The sequence below is a fragment of the Mixta tenebrionis genome, assembly GCF_006517625.1.
In the GTDB taxonomy this organism is placed as follows: Bacteria; Pseudomonadota; Gammaproteobacteria; order Enterobacterales; family Enterobacteriaceae; genus Mixta; species Mixta tenebrionis.
In genome coordinates this window covers 85,758-102,890 of record NZ_VHQI01000002.1, presented here as the reverse complement: position 1 = coordinate 102,890, position 17,133 = coordinate 85,758, and the positions used below count along the sequence as shown (strand labels likewise).

At 54.8% G+C, this 17,133-nt stretch carries 16 protein-coding genes and 2 tRNA genes; 4 read left to right on the top strand and 14 right to left on the bottom strand.

Annotated elements, in window-relative coordinates; translation table 11 throughout:
- Positions 1–186: 186 nt before the first annotated feature.
- The 10 genes from FKM52_RS03415 to rlmE all read right to left on the bottom strand — a co-directional run bounded on the left by FKM52_RS03415 (position 187) and on the right by rlmE (position 10,116).
- Positions 187–263 (bottom strand) — tRNA-Met (locus tag FKM52_RS03415).
- Positions 264–516: 253 nt separating this feature from the next.
- Positions 517–1,326, bottom strand: coding sequence for a tyrosine-protein phosphatase (locus FKM52_RS03410; RefSeq protein WP_141174800.1), 810 nt, complete (start codon positions 1,324–1,326; stop codon positions 517–519).
- 473 nt (positions 1,327–1,799) lie between these two features.
- Positions 1,800–2,054, bottom strand: a complete 255-nt coding sequence (locus FKM52_RS03405) for a putative Se/S carrier-like protein (protein ID WP_141174799.1) — start codon at positions 2,052–2,054, stop codon at positions 1,800–1,802.
- Positions 2,047–3,114, bottom strand: a complete 1,068-nt coding sequence (yedE, locus tag FKM52_RS03400; RefSeq protein ID WP_246085497.1) for a YedE family putative selenium transporter — start codon at positions 3,112–3,114, stop codon at positions 2,047–2,049. The genes FKM52_RS03405 and yedE overlap by 8 nt, the downstream gene beginning before the upstream one ends.
- Before the next feature lie 1,373 nt (positions 3,115–4,487).
- Positions 4,488–4,574 (bottom strand) — tRNA-Leu (locus FKM52_RS03395).
- A gap of 36 nt (positions 4,575–4,610) precedes the next feature.
- Positions 4,611–4,943 (bottom strand): preprotein translocase subunit SecG, encoded by a 333-nt coding sequence (gene secG, locus FKM52_RS03390; protein ID WP_141174797.1) that lies wholly within the window; start codon positions 4,941–4,943, stop codon positions 4,611–4,613.
- A gap of 298 nt (positions 4,944–5,241) precedes the next feature.
- Positions 5,242–6,576 (bottom strand): phosphoglucosamine mutase, encoded by a 1,335-nt coding sequence (gene glmM / locus FKM52_RS03385; RefSeq protein WP_141174796.1) that lies wholly within the window; start codon positions 6,574–6,576, stop codon positions 5,242–5,244.
- The gene (gene folP / locus FKM52_RS03380) at positions 6,573–7,415 is read right to left on the bottom strand and encodes a dihydropteroate synthase (protein WP_141174795.1); all 843 of its coding nucleotides are present in this window, start codon (positions 7,413–7,415) and stop codon (positions 6,573–6,575) included. The genes glmM and folP overlap by 4 nt, the downstream gene beginning before the upstream one ends.
- 84 nt (positions 7,416–7,499) lie before the next feature.
- Positions 7,500–9,431: an ATP-dependent zinc metalloprotease FtsH gene (gene ftsH, locus FKM52_RS03375; protein WP_141174794.1), complete on the bottom strand. Its 1,932-nt coding sequence runs from the start codon at positions 9,429–9,431 to the stop codon at positions 7,500–7,502.
- A 55-nt stretch (positions 9,432–9,486) separates the two neighbouring features.
- On the bottom strand, positions 9,487–10,116 hold the full coding sequence (gene rlmE / locus FKM52_RS03370) for a 23S rRNA (uridine(2552)-2'-O)-methyltransferase RlmE (protein WP_141174793.1): 630 nt from the start codon (positions 10,114–10,116) through the stop codon (positions 9,487–9,489).
- A 125-nt stretch (positions 10,117–10,241) separates the two neighbouring features.
- Between rlmE and yhbY the strand changes: the two genes are divergently transcribed.
- A complete protein-coding gene (gene yhbY / locus FKM52_RS03365; RefSeq protein WP_141174792.1) occupies positions 10,242–10,535 on the top strand; it encodes a ribosome assembly RNA-binding protein YhbY in 294 nt (97 codons plus the stop codon).
- A gap of 116 nt (positions 10,536–10,651) precedes the next feature.
- Here the strand turns inward: yhbY and greA are convergent, their stop codons facing one another.
- Positions 10,652–11,128 (bottom strand): transcription elongation factor GreA, encoded by a 477-nt coding sequence (gene greA / locus FKM52_RS03360; RefSeq protein WP_141174791.1) that lies wholly within the window; start codon positions 11,126–11,128, stop codon positions 10,652–10,654.
- 249 nt (positions 11,129–11,377) lie between these two features.
- Here greA and dacB point away from each other — a divergent pair, with 249 nt between their 5' ends.
- Genes dacB through pmrB form a run of 3 tightly spaced genes read left to right on the top strand, consistent with a single transcriptional unit; the run spans position 11,378 to position 14,531 of the window.
- The gene (dacB, locus tag FKM52_RS03355; RefSeq protein WP_141175196.1) at positions 11,378–12,811 is read left to right on the top strand and encodes a serine-type D-Ala-D-Ala carboxypeptidase; all 1,434 of its coding nucleotides are present in this window, start codon (positions 11,378–11,380) and stop codon (positions 12,809–12,811) included.
- Positions 12,812–12,816: 5 nt separating this feature from the next.
- The gene (gene pmrA / locus FKM52_RS03350) at positions 12,817–13,479 is read left to right on the top strand and encodes a two-component system response regulator PmrA (protein WP_141174790.1); all 663 of its coding nucleotides are present in this window, start codon (positions 12,817–12,819) and stop codon (positions 13,477–13,479) included.
- A complete protein-coding gene (gene pmrB / locus FKM52_RS03345) occupies positions 13,476–14,531 on the top strand; it encodes a two-component system sensor histidine kinase PmrB (protein WP_141174789.1) in 1,056 nt (351 codons plus the stop codon). Before pmrA ends, pmrB begins: the two co-directional genes overlap by 4 nt.
- 524 nt (positions 14,532–15,055) lie before the next feature.
- Here the strand turns inward: pmrB and cgtA are convergent.
- From cgtA to rplU, 3 genes are all read right to left on the bottom strand, one after another.
- The gene (gene cgtA / locus FKM52_RS03340; protein ID WP_141174788.1) at positions 15,056–16,228 is read right to left on the bottom strand and encodes an Obg family GTPase CgtA; all 1,173 of its coding nucleotides are present in this window, start codon (positions 16,226–16,228) and stop codon (positions 15,056–15,058) included.
- Positions 16,229–16,443: 215 nt separating this feature from the next.
- Entirely contained in the window at positions 16,444–16,701 is a 258-nt protein-coding gene (gene rpmA / locus FKM52_RS03335) for a 50S ribosomal protein L27 (protein WP_141174787.1), read from the bottom strand.
- Positions 16,702–16,716: 15 nt separating this feature from the next.
- Positions 16,717–17,028, bottom strand: coding sequence for a 50S ribosomal protein L21 (gene rplU / locus FKM52_RS03330; RefSeq protein WP_141174786.1), 312 nt, complete (start codon positions 17,026–17,028; stop codon positions 16,717–16,719).
- Positions 17,029–17,133: the final 105 nt, after the last annotated feature.

Below are 17,133 nucleotides of genomic sequence, written 5' to 3'. Positions count from 1 at the left end.
GGCTTATAGCCCAGTGTTGCGATTCCTGATAACAAAAAACCCCGAAAATTCGGGGCTTAATGCGACTGGACCCTGTATGCCGCAGCTGCGGCCCGGCACACCATCCAAAGAATTTTTTTCAAAAATTAGCTGAGGATGCATTCGGAGATACATACAGTATATTTGAAAAATAACTCTAAGGGAAAGTGGTTGCGGGGGCCGGATTTGAACCGACGACCTTCGGGTTATGAGCCCGACGAGCTACCAGGCTGCTCCACCCCGCGTCCGGAAACGTGGCGAATATTACGCCGAACCTGCACAAAATGCAAGTGAAACTAAGATTTGCTACGGGCTTCAGACCTGCATTCGAAGCCTGATGCGTTGATAAATAAACCAGTTAAGAATGAATGCCTTATGCCATATTCTCACAACTCGTTAGTCACAACAACAGATCTTTCAGCTCCGCAGCAAACAGGCATGCTCTGCCACGGAGAGAGGTATCTTATCAGGCGACGGCGGAGATTTAAAGGCTATACGCTATCTTTCCACCAGCAGCGCATTCAGGCGGGCGCGTTCAGCCGGGCCAATCCCCAGCGCACGATGCAGAAACGTCTTACTGTCGCCGTACTGTTCATCAATCGCCTGTAACGACGCGTTCAGATAGCTCTCCTGCACCTGCAACAGCGTCAGAATATTCTCCCGATCGGCCTCCGCGACCAGAGCGCCGTACTCTGTCAGCAGACGCTGGTTGACCGCGGCCCGATAGCGGTTGCTGAGCAGATAGTCCGCCATAATCACCTGCCGCTCCGCGCCTAATGCCATCAACACAAGCGCGGCGGCAAACCCGGTGCGATCTTTACCTGCCGTGCAGTGAAAATAGAGCGCGCCTTCAGCCAGAGTAAGCAGCTCGTGAAGAAATTCACCCCACCGGTCCAGACAGGCGGACTGGTGAACGAAAGCCAGATAGATATCCTGAAAAACCACGGCCGGATCGTTCTTTCCCAGCTGCTTAAGCATCTCTGCCGGGCTGGCGCTGTGTACCGGTAAAACGCTGCTGAGCACGTCCAGACGGATCAAGGCGGCATCGCCGGGGGTGCGATCGGGGCGATCGCTGACTTCGCCATCGGTACGTAGATCCACCACTTTCGCCAGCGGAATCTGCGCCAGCAGCTGCTCTCCGGCGGGCGTAAGGCAGTAGAGATCCTCACCGCGAATCAGCTTTCCTGGACGAATATGTCCACCGGCAACCGGATAGCCTCCCATATCGCGTACATTATTAACGCCCTCCAGCTCCAGCACGCGGGGAATAAGGATATCCGTCATCGCTTTGCCATACTCTCTACTCATTACTCACTCCATTCAGTAATCTTTCCGCCCGGTTTGACGAGCCTGGTTTATTAATCCCCCTATTTATACTACAGATACGTCCGTCTCTGCTGAGAAGTCGTAATGTGCTGGCGTTAGCGGCTTGCCATCCCTGCCGGGATGATTTATTCGATGACCCGCGTTAAGCCTAAAAGCGGCTATGGCGGCAGAATGAGTAAAGGGCGCAGCCTCTACCCCGCTACTTTGCGCCAGAACCCCGGCCGCTGGCGACAATGATTCCATCGTCCTTATAAGCTTAATGCCAGGCAATATTTAGCGAACGGTTAAACAGCGCTAACGGCAGGAATATATATGCCTCTGCACGGTTAGCGAGAAAAAAAGCATCAAGCAAGCGCAGCTTACCGTAACAGCTACGGTCATCGGCCGGATATTACCTATCAGGATAGCGGGCATCAGCGTTAAGCAGATCAGCAGTAAAAGATGCTATACCCGGATTACCGCTCATCCCGCCATATTAATTCTGGCGCGCCATCGTTACCCAACCGGTATACGACGCTGACCTCCTGATTTAAATAATATTGAAACTCATCATCATCAGGCAGCGTAAAAGATACCGCAACGCCGCACTCGGCGGTAAGCTGGCGCGGAGCATCAAACACGTGAAATATAATTTGCCGCCGGGCCAGCGCTTTCTTTAACAAAATGGCGCCCAGCGGCGTATGAAATAAAAACAGGTAGCCGCTATTCATCAGCCGGTTTCCCTGCGCTTGCCACTATTTTACGCGCTCTAAAAATATATATTACGCCGATAATCAGAGTGAGCAGAATACCGATTATAACGATAATTTTGCCGCCTGCGGTTGGGCCGGCGGGGCTTGAGGCGAGAGAAAAGTTATGCGCCGCCGCCGCGCCCAGCAGCATACCCAGCACAACTATCGCGGCGTCAGAACTTCCCTGCCCCGCCCTGACTAACTGGCGTAGCGGGCAGCCGGTAATAAACACGCCGCACAGCCCAACCAGCGCCATAGAAAGAAAGTTCCAGACGCCATCCGCATGGGCAATTGGCTGATGCTCAAAACCAGCAGTGAATTTTCCCAGGTAAAGATTGCCGATACCTACCAGCAGGGTCAGCGCTAAAACGCCCAGCGCCATGGAAAAATTACGCGTCAGGAAAATGTTTTTCGCCATGCCGATAAAGCAGAAACGGGAGCGCTGGACAACAATACCAATCAGCACCCCTCCGATCAGCGAGAGCCACACCGGCGCGTGACTGGCTCCCGGCCCTTTTACACTGGCGCGGAAAAGCTCGCCGTTCCACAGGAAAAGCAGCAGCAGCGCAAGACAGATTATCGGGAAGAGCGCGCCCTCCAGCGAACTTTGCCGGTAGTTGCGCGGCAGCGTAAACCCTTTTTTAATAAACAGACAGCCGACGCCGATACCAGCGACCAGGCCCGCCAGGCCGATAAGCGCATTCAAATCGCCAGCCCCCAGGCGCAGCATCATCCGTAGCGGACAGCCTAAAAACACCAGACACCCCAGCATCATAAAAAAACCAAGGGTAAAACGTATAACGGGGGCCGAGCCGCCCTTTGCGCTGAACTCGCGGAATAATAACGCTGAAGCGAAAGCGCCGATAACAAAACCTGTAATTTCCGGCCGAAAATATTGAACGGCTGAAGCGCTGTGTAAATTAAAGCTGCCCGCGCTGTCACGTAAAAAACAGGCAACGCAAACGCCCATATTTGCCGGATTCCCTGCTTCACCAAGCGTTAAGGCAACAGCTCCAATAATAGCGCCGCAAATAATCATGACCCATGTTTTAGACATAATATATATTCCTGAGAATGGGTTAATAAATTTTATTAATAGTCCTGCTTTATAATCGGCTACTTTAGAACTTTTCCTGTGGCAAAAACGGGGGATGGTTCAAGTTTTTACAGCTGATATTGCCAGGGCTGAGAGGCTTATCTGAAAACGCTTTACTTCTGCCGTGACCTGCCATAATTAGCGGCTGCCAGCAGAAAAAGACGTTTATTGTTAACAAACCCATGACGCAAGTTAATTAAGGCAATAAAAAATAAACCCTGCATTAACCAATCAACGCCGGAACAGATAGCCGTCTGACATTAATAAAGGCCACGACGCCAAATGATACCAGTAATTTAATAATGAAAGAGTAATGCGCATCGACGAAAATATGCGAAAAGAGAGCAGCAGCGATATATTTTAGCAGATAAAAACGGACGCCATTAGCATCTGCAATCGCCCGGTGATACAGAAACAGACATGAACTTCACTATTACTGGACTGATAAATGTTATTAAAAATCGTGAAATGTCGCTTATAGCTGTAGCGCTGCCCGGCGCCGGCGCCGCCGTCGTAGCCCGATATCCAGCAAAGCAAAAAGATTGGCAAACTATCTGTCCGTTACCGTTCCGGAAATAGCGCGCAGCTCATGCTTAAGGGGCTGTTGAAGTGAATTGCCACGATTAAAGTCCAACGGCCAGCAGCCTTACGCCGGCGCTCAGGAATACTTTTATTCTGCTGGAACAGGCGCTGAAAAACAGCTAGCGCATGGGCTAAACGGGAAAATAGCTGGAGCAGCTTGCCGCGAACCAGCTATCAATGCGGCCTGCGCTGTACGCTTACCCGGAGGTTTCGGGAAAATATTTTATTTCATCTCTGCTTCAGCGCAAACAAACGTAAAGCCAACAGGCCATCCCCATCGTTGCTCCGCCCCATAGTGCGGCGGCAATCGCTATCAGTTCGGTCAACCTCTATAGCATCCACTCATACCGGTCAACATGGATTTAAACCCAACATGATGCCCTCTTTATTTGATGGCTTCCTGACTCATTAAGAGGGGGAAAAATCGCAAAAAGATCCAGGGCGTCATGCAAAAATAAATATCGCCCTCCCTATACCGGCGATGAACAGCAAATGACGCCATCTCCAGCGCAGCACAGCGAAATGCACCATCAATCCCGGAGACAGACCGTAATGTTTGCTCAACCCGTTGGTATAAGCTCTCCTTCGGGCAGAAGGCGCACGCATTTATAACCGGGATGAAGCAATGCTGATGAAGCCAGCCTAAAATTGAGAGGGAATAAAAGAGAGAAAAGCCGTTCTTACGCGGATGATACAAACAAAAACAGACGCCGTTAGCGTCTGTAATCGAATATTGGTACCGAGGACGGGACTTGAACCCGTAAGCCCAATCGGGCACTACCACCTCAAGGTAGCGTGTCTACCAATTCCACCACCTCGGCACTTAAGTCGTCAGTCTTAGCCGACGCCAGCACAACTTATTGCGGGATATCGCTGCCCGGCGCTGCCGGTTGAGCTGGAGCAGTCTGCTGAGACTGAGCCGGCTGCGTCAGGTTTTCCCACTCGCTACCTTTGGTTGTCTTATTGCTGTTCAGGTTACCCAGAATCAGACTGATAACGAAGAACAGGGTCGCCAGCACCGCGGTCATACGGGTCATGAAGTTACCAGAACCGGCAGAACCAAACAGCGTCGCGGAAGCGCCTGCACCAAAAGAGGCTCCCATATCAGCGCCTTTACCCTGCTGCAGCATGATCAGACCCACAAGGCCGATTGCCACTAACAGAAAAACGACTAACAGAGCTTCGTACATAATCAACCTGTTTCCTTGCGCGGTGACCGCACATCAAAAGCTTCAAACCAATAACGGGGATAATGCTCATCACCCATCAGAAGCGGGTGTGAATACTAACCAAAGGTTCCGACATCTGCAAGCGCATTTTGCTGCGCGCGCGCCGATTGCAGAAAAAAACGTCATGTCGCTGTTTTTTACGTCGAAATCCACAGCCTGGGCAGCAATGAGAAAACCCCGTCCGCCTGCCGGGCGCCTTCATCTACATGCGCCCGGAATGACCGATAATAACCTCGCAAAAGCCCGACGTCAGCCTTTTCTAAGCCGCTTTTACCGCATCGGCGATGCGATGCGCCAGCGCCGTGACCTGCGTTTCGTCTTCGCCTTCCACCATTACGCGGATCAATGGCTCAGTGCCGGATTTGCGCAGCAGCACGCGCCCGCGTCCCGCCAGCGCCTGTTCCACTTCTGCCGTTACCGCTTTGACCTCTGCGCTTTCCAGCGGATCGCCGCTGCCGCTAAAGCGAACGTTAACCAGAATCTGCGGCAGCAGCTTCATGCCGCTGCACAAATCGTGCAGCGTCATATGGTTACGCGCCATTGCAGTAAGCACTTGCAAACCTGCAACGATGCCGTCGCCGGTAGTAGTCTTATCCAGCAGGATAACGTGACCGGAGTTTTCCGCCCCAAGACGCCAGTTTTTCTCCTGCAGTTTTTCCAGGACGTAGCGGTCGCCGACTTTAGCGCGCGCAAAAGGTATACCGAGCTGTTTTAACGCCAGCTCCAGCCCCATATTGCTCATCAGCGTACCCACCACGCCGCCGCGCAGCTGGCCCTGACGCAGACCTTCACGTGCGATAATGTAAAGGATCTGATCGCCATCGACTTTATTGCCCAGGTGATCCACCATGATCACCCGATCGCCATCGCCGTCGAAGGCCAGCCCAACGTCCGCCTGCTCTTCCACCACGCGTTTTTGCAGCGCGCGTACGTCAGTAGCGCCGCACTCTTTGTTGATATTCACGCCGTCCGGCTGTATGCCAAAAGAGATAACCGTCGCTCCCAGCTCGCGCAGTACGTTAGGCGCGATATGGTAGGTAGCGCCGTTGGCGCAGTCGACTACGATCTTCAGGCCGTTCAGGCTCAGCTCGCTGGGGAAGGTACCTTTGCAGAACTCAATATAGCGCCCGGCGGCATCAACGATGCGGCTGGCACGCCCCAGCGCCGCGGAATCAACGCAGGTAAGCGGCTTTTCCATCTCCAGCTCGATCGCTTCTTCCACTTCATCCGGCAGCTTGGTGCCTTCGGAAGAGAAAAATTTAATGCCGTTATCTTCAAACGGATTATGCGAGGCGGAAATAACGATACCAGCTTCCGCACGGAAAGTGCGCGTCAGGTAGGCCACGGCCGGCGTCGGCATCGGGCCGGTAAACGAAGCGGAAAGCCCCGCCGCCGACAGGCCCGCTTCCAGCGCTGACTCCAGCATATAACCGGAGATACGAGTATCTTTGCCGATGATAATTTTTTTCGAACCGTGGCGCGCCAGCACTTTCCCTGCAGCCCAGCCCAGCTTAAGCACAAAATCAGGCGTGATAGGCATTTCGCCCACTTTTCCACGAATACCGTCAGTGCCAAAATATTTACGATTACTCATGCGTTTTCTTCCTTCGCTGAACGTGTCGCTTCGACGACGCGCATGGCTTCTACCGTCTCTTTAACGTCATGTACGCGTATAATTTGCGCACCCTGCATCGCCGCGATAACCGCGCAGGCCAGGCTACCAGTCAGACGCTGAGACGGACCAACATTCAGCAGTTGTCCAATCATCGATTTACGTGACATTCCAACCAACAGCGGCAGGCCAAAGTGGTGGAAATCCGCCAGGTGCGCCAACAGTTGATAGTTGTGGCTGAGATTCTTACCGAATCCAAAGCCGGGGTCGAGTAGCAGCTGCGATTTTTTAATCCCTGCATTCTCACAGCGGGCGATATGATAAGCGAAAAAATCATCAATTTCCCGCAGCAGATGCGTATAGTGAGGCGCGTTCTGCATGTTGTTCGGCTCTCCCTGCATATGCATCAGGCAAACCGGCAGGCCGGTTTCCGCCGCCGCCTCCAGCGCGCCGGGCAGCCGCAGCGAGCGGATATCATTAATAATGTGAGCGCCCACTCTTGCTGATTCTCTTATTACTTCAGGCTTTGACGTATCAACTGAGATCCAGACTTCAAAGCGTTGCGCGATCGCCTCCACCATCGGAATAACACGTTCCAGCTCTTCTTCGGCGCTTACCTCCGCAGCGCCGGGACGAGTCGATTCCCCGCCGACATCAATAATTGTCGCGCCGGCATTAATCATTTCGTTGGCATGGGTCAGCGCCGCAATCAGAGTGGCGTGCTGTCCGCCATCGGAAAAAGAATCAGGTGTGACGTTAAGAATGCCCATGACGTGTGGATGGGACAGGTCCAGCAGGGAATCCCGCGCGTACAGCTTCATCTTAAACTGCTCCTTTCTGCTTTTTGTCATTTTCCGCATGTAAAAAACCCCGGACCAGCCGGGGTTTTTCTCTGCCGCGCACGTTTACTTGTTAAACTGCTCGGACATGGTGTTGCCTGGGTTCGGCGTACGGGGTTCATCAACCGGACGCGGCGCCTTCGGCGAACCGTTGCTGTCGGAACCAGAACCGGCGCCCGGATCTTCCCAACCCGCCGGCGGACGCACTTCACGACGCGCCATCAGGTCATCGATTTGCGGCGCGTCGATGGTTTCATACTTCATCAGCGCGTCTTTCATCGCATGCAGGATATCCATATTATCGTTCAGGATACGGCGCGCACGCTGATAGTTGGTATCAATCAGCTGCTTCACTTCCTGGTCAATAATACGTGCCGTCTCATCAGACATATGCTTGGCTTTCGCTACGGAACGGCCGAGGAACACTTCACCCTCTTCTTCCGCGTACAGCAACGGACCCAGCTTCTCGGAGAAGCCCCACTGCGTCACCATGTTACGCGCCAGATTGGTCGCCACTTTGATGTCGTTAGAGGCGCCGGTAGAAACGTGCTCCGGCCCGTAAATGATCTCTTCGGCCAGACGACCGCCGTACAGCGTTGAGATCTGGCTTTCCAGCTTCTGACGGCTGGCGCTGATCGCGTCGCCTTCAGGCAGGAAGAAAGTTACGCCCAGCGCGCGCCCGCGCGGAATAATGGTGACCTTATGCACCGGATCGTGCTCCGGCACCAGACGCCCAATAATCGCATGGCCCGCTTCGTGATAGGCGGTGGACTCTTTCTGCGCTTCCGTCATCACCATGGAGCGACGTTCCGCACCCATCATGATTTTGTCTTTCGCTTTTTCAAACTCAACCATGGAAACCACGCGCTTGTTGCCGCGGGCGGCAAACAGCGCCGCTTCGTTCACCAGGTTAGCCAGATCGGCGCCGGAGAAGCCCGGCGTACCACGAGCAATGATCGCGGCATCAATATCGGTAGCCAGCGGCACGCGGCGCATATGCACTTTCAGAATTTGCTCACGGCCGCGCACGTCCGGCAGGCCGACCACAACCTGACGGTCAAAACGGCCTGGACGCAGCAGCGCCGGGTCAAGCACGTCAGGACGGTTGGTTGCGGCAATGACGATGATGCCTTCGTTGCCCTCAAAACCATCCATCTCAACCAGCATCTGGTTCAGCGTCTGCTCACGTTCGTCGTGACCGCCGCCTAAACCTGCGCCGCGCTGACGTCCTACCGCATCGATCTCATCGATAAAGATGATGCAGGGCGCCGCTTTCTTCGCCTGCTCGAACATATCACGCACGCGCGAGGCGCCGACGCCGACGAACATTTCCACGAAGTCAGAGCCGGAAATGGTAAAGAACGGTACTTTCGCTTCGCCGGCGATCGCTTTTGCCAGCAGCGTTTTACCAGTACCCGGCGGGCCCACCATCAGCACGCCTTTCGGAATTTTACCGCCCAGCTTCTGGAAGCGGCTTGGCTCACGCAGGTATTCCACCAGCTCGCCCACTTCCTCTTTCGCTTCGTCGCAGCCTGCAACATCAGCAAAAGTAGTTTTAATTTGGTCTTCCGTCAGCATGCGGGCTTTGCTTTTACCGAAGGACATCGCGCCCTTGCCGCCGCCGCCCTGCATTTGACGCATAAAGAAAATCCAGACGCCGATCAACAGCAGCATCGGGAACCAGGAGATGAAGATAGAAGCCAGCAGGCTCGGCTCTTCCGGCGGTTCGCCAACGACTTTCACATTTTTAGTCAACAGGTTATCGAGCAACTTGGGATCGTTGACGGGAATGTAGGTCGTATACTTATTACTGTCTTTCTTAATAACGTTGATTTCACGCCCGTTAATACGTGCCTCGCGGACCTGATCCTGATTCACTTCCGACAGGAAGGTTGAATAATCAACCCTACGGCCACTCGACTCGCTGGGCCCAAAGCTCTGGAAGACAGACATCAGCACGACCGCGATGACTAACCAGAGAATCAGGTTTTTCGCCATGTCACTCAAGGGATTAACCTCATATTACAACTGTGTTAACAGACAGCGTAGGGTACTATAGTTTGCGCCCTGTCGCTACAATGTACACTTCGCGTGAACGTGATCGCGAAGCGTCCGGCTTACGAATTTTCACCTTCGTAAACAGGGAGCGAATTTCCCGCAGGTATTCATCGAAGCCATCTCCCTGAAATACTTTCACTACAAAGCTGCCGCCAGGTGCCAGTATGTCGCGACACATATCCAACGCCAGTTCAACCAAATACATTGACCGGGGAATATCCACGGCGGGCGTGCCGCTCATGTTAGGCGCCATGTCGGACATGACCACCTGAACCTTCTCTTCTCCGACGCGCTCCATCAACGCTTTGATTACCGATTCTTCACGAAAATCGCCCTGAAGGAAATCGACGCCAACGATAGGATCCATTGGCAAAATGTCACAGGCAATAATACGGCCCTTTGAGCCAATCTGGGTAGCGACATATTGCGACCAGCCGCCAGGGGCGGCGCCAAGGTCAACGACGGTCATGCCGGGCCTGAACAGCTTATCGCCCTGCTGGATCTCATCAAGTTTAAACCAGGCGCGTGAACGCAACCCTTTTTTCTGTGCCTGCTGCACATATTTATCGCTAAAGTGTTCCTGAAGCCAGCGGCTGGAACTGGCCGAACGCTTTTTACCTGTCATACTTTTTCCAACTATTCTTCATCGTAGCGATAAATAACCAAACAGAGCGACGCCGTGTTTGGTGATATACCAGAGATGGCGGTAGAATGTACCGTTTTCAATCCCAATGTAAGTAAAAATATACGATGAATCTGAGTACCAAACAAAAACAGCACCTGAAAGGCCTGGCGCACCCGCTGAAACCGGTGGTAATGCTGGGCAACAGCGGCCTGACCGAAGGCGTGCTGGCCGAAATCGAGCAGGCGCTTGCGCATCACGAACTGATCAAGGTGAAGATTGCTACCGAAGACCGGGAAACCAAAAACCTGGTGGTGGAAGCTATTGTTCGTGAAACGGGAGCCTGTAACGTGCAGGTGATCGGCAAAACGCTGGTGCTGTATCGCCCGTCAGAAGAACGCAAAATCTCTCTACCACGTTAATCGCGTCAGCGTTTTCTTCGCCGGGAGAAGTTGCCATGCTCCTGCACTGGATAAAAGGCCGCAGCGCGGCCTTTTTCCTTTCTTTACATTTATGCGGCGTTTAGCGCAGCAGAGATTTAAAGATATTCTACTTTCAGAATTTCATACTCTACGTCGCCGCCGGGGGTTTTAATCACCACCACGTCGTCCGCCTCTTTGCCGATCAACCCGCGCGCCATCGGCGAGTTCACCGAAATAAGATTCTGTTTATAATCCGCTTCGTCATCGCCAACGATACGCCAGGTCGACTCTTCTTCGCTATCAAGATTCAGTACGGATACTGTCGCGCCGAAGATCACACGGCCGTTGTTCGGCATTTTGGTGACGTCAATCACCTGCGCATTAGAGAGTTTGGCTTCGATCTCCTGAATACGCCCTTCACAGAAGCCCTGTTCTTCGCGTGCGGCATGATACTCGGCATTCTCTTTCAGATCGCCATGCTCACGCGCTTCCGCTATCGCGGCAATAATTCGGGGGCGTCTGACGGTCTTCAGCTCTTCGAGTTCTTCACGCAGCTTTTCCGCGCCCCTTAACGTCATCGGAATCTGATTCATTTCAATACCTCGTCATCGGTCCTGTTTGCTTGTTGTCGTCCTGACCTGTAGTGGTCGGCCTGACGCGTTATGCAACGCTACCGGCTGATTCGCAAACAAAAGAAACCTGACCCGGAGCAGGCTCCAGGTCAGGATTCAGGTTTGCATTTTGATACGTATTTTAACCCAGAGTTCCCTGTGGGTCATCGTTTACTTTCTACCGTGATGCACCGTAGTATGACGGCTTCACCCGTCAGTTACCGCGAGATTATGCGATTTTCACGACTTGTTACCGGATTAACCTGTGCGTTTATGCTGCAGGCTCATGCAGCACCTGTGGAAGAATACACACAATACTTACCGGATGGCGCAAACCTGGCGCTGATGGCACAAAAAGTGGGTTCATCAACGCCGCTGGTCGATTATCACAGTAAACAAATGGCTTTGCCAGCCAGCACAATGAAAGTAGTGACTGCGCTCGCAGCACTGCTTGAGCTGGGGCCCGATTTTCGTTTTCGCACCACGCTGGAAACCGCGGGCAAAATCGACAATGGCACGCTGAAAGGCGATCTTATCGCCCGTTTCGGCGGCGATCCGACGCTTTCCCGCCAGGATCTGCGCAATATGGTGGCCGCGCTGACCAAACAGGGAATAACCCATATCCAGGGCAACCTGGTGGTGGATACCTCGGTTTTCGCCAGCCACGATAAGGCGCCGGGCTGGCCGTGGAACGATAATACGCAGTGTTTTAGCGCGCCGCCTTCCGCGGCGATCGTCGATAAGAACTGTTTTTCCGTTTCGCTCTACAGCGCCGAGCGCGCCAACGATAACGCCTTTATCCGCGTCGCCTCTTACTATCCGGTGACCATGTTCAGCCAGGTGCGCACCCTGGCAAAAGGCTCGCCGGACGCGCCTTACTGCGAGCTGGACGTGGTGCCCGGCGAGTTAAATCGCTATACGCTTACCGGCTGTATGACGCAGCGCAGCGAACCGCTGCCGCTGGCCTTCGCTATTCAGGATGGCGCGGCCTGGGCCGGCGCTATTCTGAAAACGATGCTGCAGGATGCCGGGATCGATTACAGCGGGCACCTGGTGCGCCAGACGCGCGTCACTGAACCCGGCGCGCTGCTGGCGGAAACGCAGTCCGCGCCGCTGCGCGATCTGCTGAAAATCATGCTGAAAAAATCGGACAATATGATTGCCGACACGGTTTTTCGCACTATCGGCCGTCACTATTTCAACGTTCCCGGCACCTGGCGGGCAGGATCTGACGCCGTACGTCGCGTGCTGCGTCAGAAGGCGAATATCGATCTGGGCAATACGATTCAGGTGGATGGCTCCGGCCTGTCGCGTCACGATTTGATCGCGCCGGCAACCATGATGCAGGTGTTGCAATATATCGCGCAGAACGATCGGCAGCTAAACTTTATCTCAATGCTGCCGCTGGCGGGCTATGACGGCACGCTGCGCTATCGCGGCGGGCTGCATGAAGCGGGCGTTGACGGCAAGGTGTCCGCGAAAACCGGCTCGCTCTCCGGCGTCTATAACCTGGCGGGCTTCATCACTACCGCCAGCGGTCAGCGCGTCGCCTTTGTGCAGTTCCTCTCCGGCTATGCGGTGCCGCCCGAAGAGAAACGCACGCGACGGGTGCCGCTGGTGCGCTTTGAAAGCCGGTTATACAAGGATATCTATCAGAACAACTGAGCCTGATGAAAATATTGATTGTTGAAGACGATCTGCTGCTGCAGGAAGGCGTGGCGCTCGCCCTCGGCGGCGAAGGCTACGTTACCGACTGTGCGGCCAAAGGCGCGCAGGCGGAGGCGCTGCTGCAAAGCGGACAATACAGCCTGATCGTGCTCGATCTCGGTCTGCCGGATGCGGACGGCACGCAGCTGCTGCGCCGCTGGCGACGGCAGGGCGTCGATTTGCCGGTGCTGATCCTGACGGCGCGTGATGCGCTGGAGGATCGCGTCGGCGGGCTGGACGCCGGCGCTGATGATTATCTGGTGAAGCCTTTCGCCCTTGCGGAACTAAAGGCGCGCGTGCGGGCGCTGATCCGGCGTTATCAGGGGCGCAGCGATAACCTGCTGCAGCATGGCGATCTGGCGCTGAATCTCTCTTCGCTTCAGGTAGCGGTAGAAAATCAAGCGGTAGAGGTGACGCCGAAAGAGTTCGCGCTGCTGACCCGTCTGCTGATGCGCATCGGACAAACGGTGCATCGCGAGACGTTGCAACAGGATCTCTATAGCTGGCAGGACGATAACGGCTCTAACACCCTCGAAGTGCATATTCACAATCTGCGGCGCAAGCTGGGTAAGGATCGTATTAAAACGGTGCGCGGCGTCGGCTATCGGCTGGAAGAGCGGCCGTGAACAGCATGCGGCAGCGTTTGCTGTTGATGCTGGCGCTGATTCTGCTCACCTGTCAGCTGATGAGCGCTATCTGGCTCTGGCACGAAAGTCGCGAGCAGATTAGCTTTTTGGTTAACGAAACGCTGACGGCCAAGGCGCGCAATCAGCACGTGGAAAATGAGATCCGCGAAGCGATCGCTTCGCTGCTGCTGCCCTCGCTGGTGATGGTGGGCTTCACGCTGGTGCTCTCCTTCTGGGCCATCAGCTGGATTATCCGTCCGCTTAACGCGCTGCAGGCAAGCCTGGCGGAACGCTCCGCTGATAATCTCTCTCCTCTGCCCACCTTTTCAGAAATGGATGAGATCGTGGCGGTAACCCGCGCGCTGAATCAGCTGCTGGCAAGGCTGAATCAGGCGCTTCAGCAGGAGCGGCTGTTTACCGCCGATGCGGCGCATGAGCTGCGCACCCCGCTGGCGGGCCTGCGGCTGCATCTTGAACTGATGGCGCAGCAGGAGGTCAGGCAGGCGCCGATGCTGGTGGGTCGCGTCGATCAGCTGATGCACGTTATTGAGCAGCTGCTGATGCTGTCGCGCGCCGGCCAGGAGTTAGCAAGCGGCCACTATCAAACTCTGATGTGGCAGCAGGATATTTTCACGCCGCTGCGGGCGGAAATGGAGGAAATGCTGAAACAGCGGCGCCAGCGCCTTGCCTGGCCGCTGGCGGACGGTAGAGTACAGGGCGATGCGATATTGCTACGCCTGATGCTGCGTAATCTGCTGGAAAACGCCTCGCGCTACAGCCCGGAAGATTCTCTGATTCAACTGGAGCTGGCTGGCGCCGCTGACGGCAGCCTGCTGCGCGTGGTGGATGAAGGGCCGGGCATCGAAGAGGAGAGCGCCGGCGAACTGACGCAGGCTTTTCATCGCCGCGATCGGCGTTACGGCGGCAGCGGGCTGGGCCTGAATATCGTGCTGCGTATAGTACAACTGCATAGCGGTACGCTACAGCTCATAAATCGCCGCGATCGCTCAGGCTTGCAGGCGCAATGCTGGCTGCCCGCCAGCCTGAGCTAAGGCGGCGGGCATAGGATCAGAAATGCGTGTTTAAACCAGGAAACCAGCCAGGTTCCGATTTGTTATTGGTATTAGCGCCCGCGCCATAGATATAAGAATGAGTCAGAGCGTTGTCGGTTGTTTGTGCATTCCCGGCGCGGAAATGGCGCTTATTCAGAAAATTACGCAGCGCTTAGCTGGCCCGACGTTTTTAACGGCGTGATATCGCTGGCCGGATCGCCATGGTCCCGTAAACGGCGGGCGGCTGGCGGAACAGCTGAAGCAGAAAGTGGGGGCGACGCAGCCGCAGCGCCTCTGGCTGGGGCCGGGCGGCATAAAAAGATCGTGTTGCAGTCAAACCGCCGGCGGCTGCCAATGCTGCGGACGCAGGGACACCAGGTAGCCTGGCGCGAATTTGAAGGCGGGCACGATGCGCTCGGCTGGCGCGGCGGCCTGATGGATGGGTTGCGGCAGCTGTGGGACAAGCTGCGTTAAGGCGCAGTAAAAAGCCCGGAATCATCCGGGCTTTTATTCAGGCAGCGGTATTAGCGCTGGTAGATGATTTCGACGCCTTCGTCGTCATCTTCATCCCAGTCGTCATCCCAATCTTCATCCACTTCTTCTTCCACCTGTTCCAGCGTTTCACGATGGTAGTCATCCCACATGAATTCCGCTTTTTCAGGTTTCTTCTCTTCCTCTTCCGCCTCTTTCGGGTGGGCGTTAAGGAACGACATCACATCCCAGCACAGCGCGTTTACGCCGGTCTGACTGGCGGCGGAAATGAGATAATATTTATCCTGCCAGCCCAGCGCTTCGGCAATGGCTTTCGCCCGCGCTTCCGCCTCTTCGCTATCCAGCAGATCGATCTTGTTAAACACCAGCCAGCGCGGCTTATGGAACAGTTTTTCGCTATATTTTTCCAGCTCGCCGAGAATGATGCGGGCGTTTTCTACCGGATCGGATTCATCGATCGGCGCCAGATCGATCAGGTGCAACAGCACGCGGCAGCGTTCCAGATGTTTCAGGAAACGGATACCCAGGCCTGCGCCTTCCGCTGCCCCTTCGATCAGGCCGGGAATATCGGCTACCACGAAGCTCTGCTCGCTATCCATACGCACTACGCCCAGGCTTGGCACCAGCGTCGTAAAGGGATAGTCGGCTACTTTGGGTTTCGCGGCGGAAACCGCGCGAATAAAGGTCGATTTACCGGCGTTCGGCAAGCCGAGCATCCCGACATCCGCCAGCAGCATCAGCTCCAGCTGCAGATCGCGCTTCTCGCCCGGCGTCCCCATGGTTTTCTGGCGCGGCGTACGGTTAACCGATGATTTAAAGCGGGTGTTGCCCAGCCCGTGCCAGCCGCCCTTCGCTACCATCAGCTTCTGCTCATGACGCGTCAGGTCGCCCAGCGTTTCGCCGGTGCCCTGATCGATAACGCGCGTCCCTACCGGCACTTTGATCACGATATCTTTACCGCGCTTGCCGGTACAGTCACGGCTCTGGCCGTTCTGACCGCGCTCGGCGCGGAACGATTTCTCAAAGCGATAGTCGATCAGCGTGTTAAGGTTCTCGTCCGCCAGCAGATACACGTCGCCGCCGTCGCCGCCGTCGCCGCCGTCAGGACCGCCTTTCGGAATATATTTTTCACGACGGAAGCTGACGCAACCGTTGCCGCCATCGCCTGCGACAACCAGAATCGTCGCTTCATCAACAAACTTCATTTACCTTCTCCGTAAATCATTCACCTGGCAACCGGCGGCATGGCCGGCGCGGCCTGTTCCGCCGAGGCCATAAGCGATGACCCGTTGCGGAAAGGCTGTACATAAAGTGTACAGCAAATCAGGCAAGCTCTAAATGTAAAAAGCCCCGCAATGCTCTGCGGGGCTTTCAAACTCTGGCAGGCCGATCGGCTTAATCAACCTGCAGCGCGATAACCTTACTCAGCAACAATGCTGACATATTTACGGTTTTTCGGGCCTTTAACTTCGAATTTCACTTTGCCGTCTACGGTAGCAAACAGCGTGTGGTCACGGCCAAGACCAACGTTAGTGCCGGCGTGGAATTTGGTGCCACGCTGACGAACGATGATATTGCCGGCCAGAACAGATTCACCGCCGAAACGTTTTACGCCCAGGCGTTGTGCATTAGAGTCGCGACCGTTACGTGTTGAGCCGCCAGCCTTTTTGTGTGCCATTTGTCAGATCTCCTCTCAGGCGCTGATGCCAGTGATTTTCACATCAGTGAACCACTGACGGTGGCCTTGCTGCTTACGGTAGTGTTTACGACGACGAAACTTAACGATTTTAATTTTCTCGCCACGACCATGAGCAACAACTTCTGCTTTGATCACGCCACCTGAAACCAGTGGTGCGCCGATAGTCACATCGTCACCATTAGCAATCATCAGAACCTGATCGAACTCAATTGTTTCGCCGGTTGCGATGTCCAGCTTTTCCAGGCGAACGGTTTGACCTTCGCTTACTCGGTGTTGTTTACCACCACTTTGGAAAACCGCGTACATATAAAACTCCGCTTCTGCGCATGCCCTCTTCAATTGTCAGGCGGCGCGATAAAATATTCACAATAGGGCGCGAATTCTACGCAAAATTCCCTGCGTTGACAAGAG